Raw genomic sequence first — 12,495 nt, forward strand, 5'->3', positions numbered from 1 at the left:
CCACAGCCCCGCCGATCCCACTCGCTGGCTAGAGTAAGGACCCCTACCGTTCCCCAGTCCTTACGAAAGTGGAGACGCATGCGTGAGATCCGCGTCATCGGCGATCCGGTGCTGCGCACGCCCGCCGAGCCCGTCACCGACTTCGACCGCGAGCTGCGCCGCCTGATCGAGGAGATGTTCCAGGCGATGTACGCGGTCAACGGCGTGGGCCTGGCCGGTCCGCAGATCGGCGTGTCGCGGCGGCTGTTCGTCTACGACATCGCCGGGCGCAAGGGCCATGTCGCCAACCCCGTGCTGACCGTCGACGACGCCGAGGAGGTCTCCGACGAGGAGGGCTGCCTGTCGGTGCCCGACCGCCGCACCCGCACGCCGATCTACGCCCCCGTCGCGCGGGCCGCGGGCGTCACCGTCGAGGGCGTCGACCGGCTCCAGCGGCCCGTGCGCATCAAGGCCCGCGGCTCGCTGGCGCGCTGCTTCCAGCACGAGACCGAGCACCTCGACGGCAGGCTGTACGTCGACCGCCTGCCGAAGGACGAGGCCCGCAGGATCATGCTGCGCGCGTAGGCCGCGGCGGGCCGGGGTCTACAGCTGCAGCGACTTGATCTCCAGGTACTCCTCCAGGCCGAACTCGCCCATCTCGCGGCCCACGCCCGACTGCTTGTAGCCGCCGAAGGGGGCCAGCGGGTTGAACTGGCCGCCGTTGACGACGACCTGGCCGGTGCGCAGCCTGCGGGCGACGGCGACCGCGCGCTCCTGGCTGCCCGACCAGACCGCGCCGGCCAGGCCGTACCTGGTGGCGTTGGCGATCTCCACGGCCTGGCCCTCGCTCGTGTACGGGATCAGCGCCAGCACGGGCCCGAAGATCTCCTCCTGCTCGATCGTCATGCCCGGCTCGACCGCGGCGAAGACCGTGGGCTCGACGTAGAAGCCGCGCTCGCGCGGGCGCTCGGTGCCGCCGGCGACGAGCCTGGCGCCCTCCTCCTGGCCCCGGTTGATGTAGCGGACCACCCGGTCGCGCTGGGCCGCCGACACCAGGGGCCCGACCCTGGTGGCCTCGTCGAAGGGATCGCCGACGGTGTACTTGCGGGTCGCCTCGACGGCCAGGCGGACGGCGTCGTCGTACTGGTCGCGGTGGACGATCATGCGGGTCCAGGCCGAGCAGGTCTGGCCGGCGTTGATGAAGCAGTTGGCCACGCCGACCTTGACGGCCGTGGCCAGGTCGGCGTCGGGCAGGATGATGTTGGCCGACTTGCCGCCGAGCTCCAGCGCCACCCGCTTGACGGTCTCGGCGGCGAGCGCGGCGACCCGGCGGCCGGCCACGGTGGAGCCGGTGAAGGAGACCATGTCCACGTCGGGATGGGCGGCCATCGCCTCGCCGACGACCGGGCCGCGCCCGCTGACCAGGTTGAACACCCCGGGCGGCAGGCCCACCTCGTCGAGGATCTCGGCCAGCGCGTACGCCGCCAGCGGCGCCACCTCGCTGGGCTTGAGCACCACCGTGCAGCCGGCGGCCAGTGCGGGGCCGACCTTGCAGATGATCTGGTGCAGCGGGTAGTTCCAGGGCGTGATCGCCGCGACGACCCCGACCGGCTCCTTGACCAGCAGCGAGTTGCCGATGCGGGACTCGCGCGGGTAGCTCTCGGCCAGCTGCGCGTAGGAGGACAGGACGGCGGCGGGCATCAGCGTCTGCACCTTGAGCGCGAAGCCGAGGGGCGCGCCCATGTCGGTGGCGATCGTCGCCGCGACGCTCTCGGCGCGCTGTTTGAGCAGCTCGGCCGCGTGGCCGAGGAGCTTCCCGCGCTGGGCCGCCGAGGTGTCGGACCAGGCGGGGAACGCCTCCCGCGCCGCCGTCACCGCCGCCTCGACGTCGTCGGGGGTGCCCGCGGGCACCCGGTCGATGATCTCCTCCGTGGCCGGGTTGGCGACCTCGATGGACTCGTCTGACGTAGAGGCGTTCCAGGAACCGCCGATATACAGCTGGCGCATGGGGCCATCCTCGCGTGCACGTCGTGGGGCTGGCGAGACCACGGATCGAGCAGAGGGGGATTCCTCATCCTCCGCGCGCCCGAGAACCTACCGCCGGGATATGAGTCTTACCCCGGCGGTGGCGACATATCTAGTCGAAGGTGGGCTGTCTGGTACGAGTGCGCTTGAGCTCGAAGAAGTCCTCGAACTCGGTGACGAGAAGCACGCCGTCCCACAGCCTGCCCGCGTCCTCGCCCTTCGGGATGGACGTGATCACGGGGCCGAAGAAGGCGTTGGCGCCGACGCGGATGACCGGGGTGCCGACGTCCTGGCCGACCAGCGTGATGCCCTCCTGGTGGGAGGCGCGTACGGCGTCGTCCCATTCGGTGGAGTGGGCGGCGGCGGCGAGGTCGCGGCTGAGGCCGATCGCCTCCAGGGAGTCCTCGATCAGCTCGCCGAGGCGGCTGAGGTCCTTCATCCCGCGCTCGTTGTGCAGGCGCGTGCCGAGCTCGGTGTAGAGCGGGCCGACGACCTCGTCGCCGTGCGCGGCCCGCGCGGCGGCCACCACGCGGACGGGTTCGATGGCCCTGACGATGGCCTCACGGTAGGAGTCGGGCACGTCCTTGCCCTCGTTGAGGACGTTGAGGCTCATGACGTGCCAGCGCGGCTCGATGGCGCGTACCTTCTCCACTTCGAGAAGCCATCGTGACGTCGCCCAGGCAAAAGGGCAGAAAGGATCGAACCACAGGTCCACGGGAATCTTCTCAGTCACGTGGGGCCATAACCTGAGGGTGTCGAGGTCCTATTCCCGGCGTGGCAGGATACCGACAAACTACAACGAAGTGGTGAAAAGGAGCGCAACTTGGCAGGCAACCTGACCCGGGACGAGGCTCGCGAGCGCGCCCGGCTGTTGAAGGTCGAGTCGTACGAGGTCGCACTCGACCTGACGGAGGGGGACGAGCGCTTCGAGAGCGTCACGACTGTGCGCTTCACCAGCACCAGCCCGGGCGCCTCCACCTTCATCGACCTGCACGGCGCCAACGTGCGCAAGGTCACCCTCAACGGCGCCGACCTCGACGTCTCCTCCTACGACGCCGAAAAGGGCCGCTTCCCGCTCCCCTCGCTGGCGGAGTCCAACGAGCTGCTGGTCGACGCCGACTGCAGCTACATGCGCACGGGCGAGGGTCTCCACCGCTTCGTGGACCCGGTCGACCAGAAGGTCTACCTGCACAGCCAGTTCGAGACGGCCGACGCCCACCGCATGTACGCCTGCTTCGACCAGCCCGACCTCAAGGCCGTCTTCCAGCTCACCGTGCTGGCCCCCGCCGACTGGGAGGTCGTCTCCAACGGCGCCGCGGCCAAGGTCGAGGACCTCGAAGGCCAGTCGGGGCGCCACGGCGGCGTCCAGGCGGCCAGGCGCTGGGAGTTCGAGCCGACGCCGGTGATCTCGACGTACATCACCGCGCTGGTGGCCGGGCCGTACCACAAGGTCACCTCCGAGCACGACGGCATCCCCCTCGGGCTCTACTGCCGCGCCTCGCTCGGCGAGCACCTCGACGCCGACAACCTCTTCGAGGTCACCAGGCAGGGCTTCGACTTCTTCCACCGGGTGTTCGGCGTCCGCTACCCCTTCACCAAGTACGACCAGCTCTTCGTGCCCGAGTTCAACGCCGGGGCGATGGAGAACGCCGGTTGCGTGACGTTCCTGGAGGACTACGTCTTCCGCTCCCGCGTGACCGACGCGGTCGTCGAGCGGCGCGCCGAGACGATCCTGCACGAGATGGCCCACATGTGGTTCGGCGACCTGGTCACCATGCGCTGGTGGGACGACCTGTGGCTGAACGAGTCCTTCGCCACGTACGTGTCCGTGCTGGCCCAGGCCGAGGCCACCCGCTGGGGCAACGGCGCCTGGACCACGTTCGCCAACGTGGAGAAGTCCTGGGCCTACCGCCAGGACCAGCTTCCCTCCACCCACCCGATCGCCGCCGACATCCCCGACATGCAGGCGGTCGAGGTCAACTTCGACGGCATCACGTACGCCAAGGGCGCCTCGGTGCTCAAGCAGCTCGTCGCCTACGTCGGCCTGGACAACTTCCTGGCCGGCGTGCGCGACTACTTCGCCGAGCACGCCTGGGGCAACACCGAGCTGAAGGACCTGCTCGCCGCCCTTGAGCGCACCTCGGGCCGCGACCTGTCGTCGTGGTCGAAGGAGTGGCTGGAGACCGCGTGGGTCAACACGCTGCGGCCCTCCTTCGAGGTGTCCGACGGCCGCTTCACCTCCTTCGAGGTGCTCCAGGAGGCCCCGGCCGACTACCCGACGCTGCGCTCGCACCGCATCGCCATCGGCCTGTACTCGCTGGCCGACGGCGTGCTCACCCGCACCAAGCGGGTCGAGCTCGACGTGGTGGGCGCCCGTACCAGCGTGGCCGAGCTGGTCGGCGCCGAGCAGCCCGACCTGGTGCTGCTCAACGACGACGACCTGACCTACGCCAAGATCAGGCTGGACGAGCGTTCCCTGCGCACGCTCGTCGAGGGCGGCATCGCGGCCTTCACCGAGTCGCTGCCGCGCGCCCTGTGCTGGTCGGCGGCCTGGGACATGACCCGCGACGGCGAGATGTCCACCCGCGACTACGTCAGGCTGGTCATCTCCGGCGCGGGCACGGTCTCCGACATCACGGTCCTGCAGGCGGTGCTGCGCCAGGCGCGCCAGGCCGTCCAGCAGTACGCCGCCCCGGCCTGGCGGGCCGAGGGCGAGGCGCTGCTGGCCGCCGAGCTGCGCTCGCTGCTCGGCTCGGCCGCGCCCGGCTCCGACCACCAGCTCGCCTTCCTCCAGGCGTTCGCCCCGGTGGCGGTCGCCGGCGCCGACCTCGACCTGCTGCAGGCCATCCTCGACGGCACCGGCGTGCCCGAGGGCCTGACCGTCGACGCCGACCTGCGCTGGACGCTGGTGGCCGCGCTGGTCTCCGGCGGCCGCCTGGGCGAGCCCGACATCGCCGCCGAGCTGGAGCGCGACCCTACGGCGACGGGTGAGCGGTCGGCCGCGCTGTGCCGGGCCGCGATCCCGACGGCCGAGGCCAAGGCGGCGGCCTGGGACCGGATCGTGGGCGGCGACCTGGCCAACCACATCGCCCGCAACACCATCGCCGGCTTCCAGGACGCCCACCACGCCGAGCTGCTGGAGCCGTACCGGGAGAAGTACTTCGCCGAGGTCGGACGCGTCTACCGCGAGTGGACGTTCGAGAAGGCCTCGACGTTCGCCATGAACTGCTTCCCCGCGCTGCTCATCGAGCCCGCCACGGTCAAGGCGGCCCAGGACTTCCTGGCCGCCGAGCAGCCGCCGCAGGCCCTGCGCAGGCTGATCCTGGAGGGCGCCGACGGCGTCAGCCGCGCCCTGCGCAACCGCGAGACCGACGCCGCGTCGGCCTGATCCGTCCGGGTCCCCGCCACACCCGGCGGGGACCCGGCTTCGCGCTGCGGCGAATACGGCCTGAGCACGGAGACCGGGTGTTAGCCTCAAGTACGTGCTAGGCGCCGGTACCACGCTCAACGACCGCTACATGCTGGCCGACCGCCTCGGCGGTGGCGGCATGGGCGAGGTCTGGCGTGCCGACGACCTCGTGCTGGGCCGGGCCGTCGCGGTCAAGGTGATGATGCCCGCCCTGTCGGAGAACCCCACCTTCACCCAGCGCTTCCAGAACGAGGCCAGAGCCATGGCCACGCTCAGGCACCGCGGCGTGGTCGGCGTCTACGACTACGGCGTCCACGAGGCCGACGGGCGCCGGGTCAGCTACCTGGTGATGGAATACGTCCGGGGCGAGTCGCTCGACCGGGTCCTGCGACGCGGCCCGCTCGGCGCGGAGGAGGCCATGCGCCTGGTCGCCGAGGTGGGCGACGCGCTGGCCGCGGCCCACGCCCAGGGCATCGTCCACCGCGACGTCAAGCCGGCCAACCTCATGGTCCGGCCCGACGGGCAGGTCGCGCTGACCGACTTCGGGGTCGCCCACTCCGCCTCGGCCGGCCACCTCACGGCCACGGGCACCATGCTCGGCTCGGCCGCCTACTGCGCGCCGGAGATGGCCGCGGGCAACGAGGTCACCCCGGCGGTCGACGTCTACGCGCTGGGCGTGGTGGCCTACGAATGCCTGACCGGGCGGCTGCCGTACCAGGGGGACACCCCTGTGCAGATCATCTTCAAGCATCTCAACGCGCCCGTGCCCGAGCCGCCGGCCGACCTGCCGCCGGCCGTGCGCCAGGTGGTGACGCGGGCGCTGCAGAAGGATCCGGCGCAGCGCTGGTCGTCGGCGTCCGACATGGCGCGGGCGGCCCGCGCGTCGGTCACCGGCGCGGCCCTGCCCGGCCCGCCGCTCACCGCCGCTCCGGCGACCCCGCCCACGACGGGCTCCCACACGGGTCTCCCCACCGGCTCCTACACAGGTCTTCCCACGGGGTCCCACCCGGGCCTTCCCACGGGGTCCCACCCGGGCCTTCAGCCGACGGGCGTCATGCCCGTGGCCGACCCCGGCTCGCCGCTCACCATGCCGTCGACCCCCGCCGGCGGCAGCTCCCGCCGTCGTCGCACGCTGACGGCCCTGGCCACGATGGCGGCCGCCGTCGTGGTGTCGGCCGCGGTGGCGGGGTCGGTGTGGCTGCGTCCGGCCGAGCCCGCCAGCACGGGCCAGGTGCTGCCGCCCGCCGACGAGACCACGCAGGTCCACAGCCCGAGCAGCCCCGAGCACACCACCAAGGAGCCCGCGCCGCCGACCAAGGCCGTGCCGAGCGCCAAGCCGAGCGGCACCACCAGCGCTACCCCCGGCCCGACCGTGGCCCCCACCACCCCGAGCGCCACGCCCACCGTCTCGCCGAAGCCCACGCCGACCGTGACCACCTCCGAGCCCGAGCCGACACAGGAGCCCACCCAGCCCCCTGAGGAGCCCACGGACGAGCCCACGGTCACCAGCCCGCCGGAAGACGTGCAATGCGTACGCGCCCCATGCCCGTAACCACCCCGGGCCGTCCGGTGCGTGAACGCGCCCTACGTCTCACCGCTTCGGGACGTCTGGTGCGTGCGTGCCCCATGTCCGTGACTGCTGCAAGATCGTGAGAAAGTCTTCGCGTGGATTCGACTCGTGAGCTGCTGATCGCCCTCGCCCGCCGGTACGCCTTCGCCGATCTGGGAGCGCTCGCCCCCACGGCCGAGATCTCCGACGTGTGCGAGTTCGGGCAGCGGCTGCTCTCGCTCGACGCCGAGGACTTCGCCGCCGAGGCCAGGTCCGTACCGGCAGACCTGCGCCGGCTCGCCCGCGCCTGCCACATGCCGCAGACGCCGCGGGAGCAGCCGCGCGGAGCCCTGGAGTCGCTCAAGCCCGCCTACGGCCTGCTGCTCGAGGTGATCGCCGTCCGCTGGCACCGGCGGGAGCTGAGCCCCATGATCGCGGCCGTGCACATCGCCAGCGAATACCTGCCGCTGCTGGCGTTCGAGCCGCAGCTCGGTCACGCCGGCGATCCGGCCCGCTGGCCCGCCGGGCTGAGCGCGCCCGGGAGCAGGTTCGGCGTGATCGGCGACCGTGAGTGCGACCACACCAAGTCCGAGCAGTCGGCCACGAACCGCACGCTGCGGGTGTCGGTCGAACCCGGCGAGGGCTGGCGGGCCTACTTCGACCGGCAGCACAGCCAGCTGGCGGGCGCGCTCGCGGTCTGCGTCGCGACCTGCCGCAACCCCTGCACGGCCATGGACTGGATCGACCCCGAGCCCCGCGCCGACCTGCAAGTACGCGCCCGTACCGCGCTGACCTTCGCCGAGACGCCGCTCGTCCGGCTGCGGCACGCCGCGCCCGTCGGGCACGGGTTCGGGGTGCCGTCGCCGGAGGAGGTGCTCGACGCCTGGGAGCGCAGCCGGACGGCGCTGGACAAGAACGCGGTGGGCGCCGCGGCCGCCAAGGACGACGGTTTTCCGCTGACGGGGCTGCCCGCCCTGTTCTCGGCCGTGGCCGGAGCGCCGATCGAACCGTCCAGGCTGCTCGCCGGTGTCAGCGACCACGTCGTCACCCTGCTGCAACGCGCCTGACCACACACCCCCGAACACACCTGAGCCGACGGGCACGTCCCCCTCGGGTGCGGGGGGACGGCACGCCTGCCCGCCGCCAAGCGCAACGCATCCGGGCCGAGGCACATCCAGTCCCGAAATGGGCCGCACGCCTGAGCTGACGCAGACACAGCACACCTGACCCGACGGCGGCGGTGGTGTGCCCGGCGCGGAAGGGGGCCGCGTGAGAGCGTGGCCGACCCGAAAGGTGCCTCGCGACAGCGTGACTGGCCCGAAGGGTGACTCGCGGCAGCGTGGCTGGGCGGAAGAGTGCCGCGGCAGCGTGGCTGGGCCGTAGGGTGCGGTGCCTTCGGGCCGCGGGGTGCCCGTGCGAGGCGTGATTGAGCCGAAGATGCGGTGCTCCTTGGAGCCATGGGTGCCGTGCCTGCACATGGAGGGCACCTGCGTGGCCGCGCCCGCCAGGTCGGCACGCCGGGGTGGGAGGGCGGGTCAGTGGTAGGGGGTGGCTTGGTCGGCGAGGGCGGTGATGCCGTACAGGAGGCCGCCGATCAGGTCGCCCGCGCTGAAGGCGGTGGCCATCGACAGGGCGGTGAGCCGGCAGGCGCCGTCGCTCAGCCGCCGCCTCGCGTTCGCGCCGGTGACGATCTCCAGGGCGTGTCCCGCCGGATCGACGAACACGACCACGGCGTCGGCCGACTCGGCGCCCAGGGCGGTGTGCAGGCGCTCGGCGAAGTGCCGTCGCGCGCCGACCGGCTCGCCCAGGAACACGCCGAAGCGCAACCCGCTGCGCCGCTCGGCCCTCTGGACGGCCCTCCTGAGATCGTCGACCTGAGCCGTCGTCAGTGCCCGCCTGGGCGCACGGGTGCGCGTGCGCATCGGTGTCTGCGCCGAAGCCTGTGTCGGTGCCTGCTCGCAGGGCTGCTCAGAGGGCTGGTTCGAGGGGTGTTCTGAGGGGTGCATCGCTGTGTCACCAGCCTGCCGAGGCGCCGCCGAGGTGTTCGTCCGGCTCGACGGCCATGGCCGCGGCCGCCCAGTTGGGTTCGGGGGTCCGTGCCCAGGGGGCGGCGCCGTCGGCCAGCACCCGGGTCGACGTGCTCACGCCGTGCTCGCTCCCGGACGGCCCGCCCAGCCACACCGGGCCCGGCTCCGCCACCCGGGACGAGCCCCGCCCCGGCACCATGACCAGCAGGCTGATCAGTACGAACAGCCCCAAGGACACCCCGATGAGAAAGAGCAGACTTTCCGCCGCGCTGTTCACACGACGAACGTAATCCTCCGGCGGGTGCCCGGCCAGACCCGTACGGGACCCTCCTACCAGACGGACGGCCGCCGCTCGCCCCAGAACCCGCCCACAGCCGCCTCGACCTGGGCCGACAGCGAGATCAGGGTGCCCTCGCCGCCGATCCGCCCGGCCAGCATGACGCCGATCGGCAGGCCCTCGGCGTTCCAGTGCAGCGGCAGGTTGACCGCGGGCTGGCCGCTGACGTTGTAGATCGCCGGGAAGGCGGCGAAGCGCTTCATGCGTTCGAAGGTCTCCTCGACGTCGTCCACGTCCTCGAACCAGCCGACCGGCCTGGGCGGCTGGGTGAGGGTCGGGGTGAGCACCGCGTCGTAGGCGTTCGTGATCGTGAGCGCGCCCCGGGTGGCGAGCTGGAGGGCGGCCTGGGCCTGGAGGAAGGCGGGGGCGGTGGTGGCCAGGCCGCGCTCGCGCAGCCACCGGGTGAGCGGCCTGAGCAGGTGCCCCTGGTCGTCGGCGACCGGGTGCATGCAGGCGAAGGTGTACCAGAGGGTGACGAACTGCGGCACGAGGTCCGCGCCGAACGGCCTGGGGATCTCCACGACCTCGTGCCCGAGGCCGGCGAGGATCGCGGCGGCGCCCTCGTACGCGGCCAGCACCTCGGGATCGACCTCGGCCCCCGGCACGACGGGGTCGGCGTAGCGGGCGATGCGCAGCCGTCCGGGGTCGCGGCCGGCGCAGGCGAGGTACGTGCCCTCGTGCCGGGGCGCGAGGTAGAGGTCGCCGGGCTCGTTGTGCGCCATGACGTCGAGCAGGGCCGCGGCGTCGGCGACGGTACGGGCGATCGGGCCGTTCGTGGACATGCCGGCCAGGTCGGGGATGATCGGGGCGAAGCTGATCCGGCCGCGGGTGGGCTTGATGCCGTACAGGCCGCATGCGGAGGCCGGGATGCGGATCGAGCCCGCGCCGTCGCTGCCCTGGGCGGCCGGCGCCAGCCCGGCGGCCACGGCGGCGGCCGCTCCCCCGCTGGACCCGCCGGCCGACGTGCCGAGGTCCCAGGGCGAGCGGGCGGGCGGCGAGACGTCGGTCTCGGTGTAGCAGGGCAGCCCGAACTCGGGGGTGGCGGTCTTGCCCAGCATGACCGTGCCGGCCTCGCGCAGCCGCGTCACGACGGTGTCGTCCACCGGCGCGACGAACCCCCGGTAGACCGCCGAGCCGAAAGTGATCGGCACGTCCTTGACCAGATTGAGGTCCTTGACCGGGATCGGCACCCCGGCCAGCGGCCCGTCAGGCAGGTCCTTCTCCAGGCGGCGCGCCTGGTCGAGCGCCTGTTCGGCGGTCACGGTGACGTACGCGCCGACCGAGGGATCGATCCGCTCGATCCGGTCGAGATAGTGCTGGGCGAGCTCGACCGGTGAGACGTCACGGTCGCGGACGGCCCGGGCCTGCTCGAGCGCGGATAGCTCGTGTATTTCTCGCACGATCGGCACACTAGGCATCTCTAGAGAAGAACGTAAGACATACCCCGAAAACATGAGTGGAACACGATGAGCTGGGCCATAAAACTATGGACAGGTCAACACTAGGAATCATTCCGATCTCCGAGCTACGGTGAGTTACGTGGACTCCGACAACCAGCGAGAAGACGGTCACAACGCGTCACCCATCTGGGTGAGCGACCGGCCAGAGGGCGAGCGCACCGCCGCCGCGACACCATCGGCGCCCACCACCACCTACGCGCCCGTGGAACGCGCGTCCGTGCGTGACCTGCTCCAGGAGCCGCGGTTCCGCCGCATGCGCAATCGCGCGCTCGTGGCGATCGGCGTGGCGATCGTGGTGGGTTTCCTGCTGCGCGACTGGCGTCTGGGCGTTACCGCCGGGGTGGTCGCGGCCATTTTCGAAGCGGTCTACCGCGCGCGGTCCCACTCCACGGTGCCGGCGTGGCGGCGCGCGTCCGTGGCCGAGCGGCGTACCGAGGGGCAGCTCCGCAGGCTGGAGCGCAGCGGCTACCGCACCCTGCACGCCAGGGCGATCCCCGGCAGCGAGGCCCAGATCGACCACCTCGTGGTGGGTCCGACCGGCGTCTACGCCGTGGACTCCGAGAAGTGGGACAAACGGCTTCCCGTCCGCGTCCAGTCGGGCAAGAAGCTCTTCCACGGCCCCTTCGACATGAAGCCGAGGCTGACCGAGGCCAAATGGGAGGCGTCCCAGGCCAGCGAGCTGATCAGCAAGGCGTTCGGCCGCGAGGTCGTCGTCGTGCCGTCCCTGGCCATCTACGGGCCGCCCGTGCCGTGGAAGATCATGACCATCCGCGGCGTGGACGTCTACCAGGGCGACCGGGCGCGCAAGTGGATCACCAAGCGCGAGCGGGCGCTGACCCCGGCCGAGATCGACCGGCTCTACGACATCGCCGCCCAGGTCCTGCCCGCCCGGTACGGCGAGGGCTAGGACAGGCCGGCCGACCCCGCGGAGTCACCCTCCGCGGGGTTTTTTCACGCCCGCCGACGTGCCCGCCGACAGCCGGGCGCCGAAGTCGTCCAGCTCGGCGGCCAGCACGCCGCTGGGCGGCAGCGCGTCCGGCAGGCGGGACAGCAGGGCCGTGCCCACCCCGGCGATGCGGACGATGTGGTCGATCAGTGCCTCCCGGTCCTCGGGCCAGGGGAAGGACGGCTGGGCGATGAGCAGCGAGACGCAGCCGTGCACGGCCGACCAGAGGCCGAGCGCCAGCTCCTCGGGATCGCCTTCGAGCACGCGGGCCGCCACGCAGGCGGCGACGGCGTCCACCATGTGGCGGAAGCACGCGGCGGCGGCCGGCGGCACGCCCTGCACGGCCGAGGGCCGCATCATCAGCACCCGGTACTGCACGGGATGGTCGAGGGCGAAGCGCGCGTAGGCCCGTCCGCAGCGGCCGAGCGCGAGGAACGGGTCGCCCGTCAGGTTCTCGCTGAACATCCGGCCGAACTCGTCCCACACGCGCAGGCAGACGGCCTCCAGCAGCGCCTCCCTGTCGGCGAAGTGCAGGTAGACCGAGGGCGTGGACACCCCGGCGCGCTGGGCGACGGCGCGCAGGGTGAGGGCGTCCTCGCTGCCGGACTCGGTCAGCAGGTCCTCGGCCGCGCGCAGGATCTCCTCCCGCAGCAGGCCGCCTTCTCCGCGCCGGGCGCGCACACGTCTCGCAGCGGTCATGGATCTCAGATTGACGCCGTCAGGTTGACGGTGTCAATCTGACCTTCTGCTGAACGGATATCTG

At 72.0% G+C, this 12,495-nt stretch carries 11 protein-coding genes; 5 read left to right on the forward strand and 6 right to left on the reverse strand.

Going from position 1 to position 12,495, the window contains the following annotated elements; genetic code table 11:
* Positions 1-78: 78 nt before the first annotated feature.
* Positions 79-564, forward strand: coding sequence for a peptide deformylase (def, locus tag ACIBK9_RS26660; RefSeq protein ID WP_352360448.1), 486 nt, complete (start codon positions 79-81; stop codon positions 562-564).
* Positions 565-582: 18 nt separating this feature from the next.
* Here the strand turns inward: def and ACIBK9_RS26665 are convergent, their stop codons facing one another.
* Both ACIBK9_RS26665 and ACIBK9_RS26670 read right to left on the reverse strand, forming a co-directional pair.
* On the reverse strand, positions 583-1,986 hold the full coding sequence (locus tag ACIBK9_RS26665; RefSeq protein ID WP_397161722.1) for an aldehyde dehydrogenase family protein: 1,404 nt from the start codon (positions 1,984-1,986) through the stop codon (positions 583-585).
* A gap of 130 nt (positions 1,987-2,116) precedes the next feature.
* The gene (locus tag ACIBK9_RS26670; RefSeq protein ID WP_387679107.1) at positions 2,117-2,737 is read right to left on the reverse strand and encodes a disulfide bond formation protein DsbA; all 621 of its coding nucleotides are present in this window, start codon (positions 2,735-2,737) and stop codon (positions 2,117-2,119) included.
* A gap of 90 nt (positions 2,738-2,827) precedes the next feature.
* Here ACIBK9_RS26670 and pepN point away from each other — a divergent pair, with 90 nt between their 5' ends.
* From pepN to ACIBK9_RS26685, 3 genes are all read left to right on the forward strand, one after another.
* Positions 2,828-5,392, forward strand: coding sequence for an aminopeptidase N (gene pepN / locus ACIBK9_RS26675; RefSeq protein ID WP_397161723.1), 2,565 nt, complete (start codon positions 2,828-2,830; stop codon positions 5,390-5,392).
* A gap of 94 nt (positions 5,393-5,486) precedes the next feature.
* A complete protein-coding gene (locus ACIBK9_RS26680) occupies positions 5,487-6,965 on the forward strand; it encodes a protein kinase (protein WP_397161724.1) in 1,479 nt (492 codons plus the stop codon).
* 113 nt (positions 6,966-7,078) lie between these two features.
* The gene (locus tag ACIBK9_RS26685; protein WP_397161725.1) at positions 7,079-8,029 is read left to right on the forward strand and encodes a hypothetical protein; all 951 of its coding nucleotides are present in this window, start codon (positions 7,079-7,081) and stop codon (positions 8,027-8,029) included.
* A gap of 468 nt (positions 8,030-8,497) precedes the next feature.
* Here ACIBK9_RS26685 and ACIBK9_RS26690 read toward each other — a convergent pair whose 3' ends face one another.
* The 3 genes from ACIBK9_RS26690 to ACIBK9_RS26700 all read right to left on the reverse strand — a co-directional run bounded on the left by ACIBK9_RS26690 (position 8,498) and on the right by ACIBK9_RS26700 (position 10,726).
* Entirely contained in the window at positions 8,498-8,884 is a 387-nt protein-coding gene (locus ACIBK9_RS26690; RefSeq protein ID WP_397161726.1) for a DUF5130 family protein, read from the reverse strand.
* Positions 8,885-8,975: 91 nt separating this feature from the next.
* A complete protein-coding gene (locus ACIBK9_RS26695) occupies positions 8,976-9,266 on the reverse strand; it encodes a hypothetical protein (RefSeq protein ID WP_397161727.1) in 291 nt (96 codons plus the stop codon).
* A 53-nt stretch (positions 9,267-9,319) separates the two neighbouring features.
* Positions 9,320-10,726 carry an amidase gene (locus ACIBK9_RS26700; RefSeq protein ID WP_397161728.1) on the reverse strand — a complete coding sequence of 469 codons (1,407 nt, stop codon included), beginning with the start codon at positions 10,724-10,726 and terminating at the stop codon, positions 9,320-9,322.
* A gap of 139 nt (positions 10,727-10,865) precedes the next feature.
* Between ACIBK9_RS26700 and ACIBK9_RS26705 the strand changes: the two genes are divergently transcribed.
* The gene (locus ACIBK9_RS26705; RefSeq protein WP_364336232.1) at positions 10,866-11,693 is read left to right on the forward strand and encodes a nuclease-related domain-containing protein; all 828 of its coding nucleotides are present in this window, start codon (positions 10,866-10,868) and stop codon (positions 11,691-11,693) included.
* A gap of 24 nt (positions 11,694-11,717) precedes the next feature.
* On the opposite strand, the gene ACIBK9_RS26710 is transcribed toward ACIBK9_RS26705, so the two are convergent.
* Complete coding sequence (locus ACIBK9_RS26710) at positions 11,718-12,431, reverse strand: TetR/AcrR family transcriptional regulator (protein WP_397161729.1); 714 nt, start codon at positions 12,429-12,431, stop codon at positions 11,718-11,720.
* Positions 12,432-12,495 lie beyond the last annotated feature (64 nt).

The sequence above is a fragment of the Nonomuraea sp. NPDC050227 genome (assembly GCF_044459705.1).
Classification (GTDB): Bacteria; Actinomycetota; Actinomycetes; order Streptosporangiales; family Streptosporangiaceae; genus Nonomuraea.

Excerpts from the sequence above, each read along its gene's own strand:
- def (WP_352360448.1), top strand. The coding sequence starts at position 79 with ATGCGTGAGATCCGCGTCATCGGCGATCCGGTGCTGCGCACGCCCGCC.
- ACIBK9_RS26665 (WP_397161722.1), bottom strand. The coding sequence starts at position 1,986 with ATGCGCCAGCTGTATATCGGCGGTTCCTGGAACGCCTCTACGTCAGAC.
- ACIBK9_RS26690 (WP_397161726.1), bottom strand. The coding sequence starts at position 8,884 with ATGCGCACGCGCACCCGTGCGCCCAGGCGGGCACTGACGACGGCTCAG.
- ACIBK9_RS26710 (WP_397161729.1), bottom strand. The coding sequence starts at position 12,431 with ATGACCGCTGCGAGACGTGTGCGCGCCCGGCGCGGAGAAGGCGGCCTG.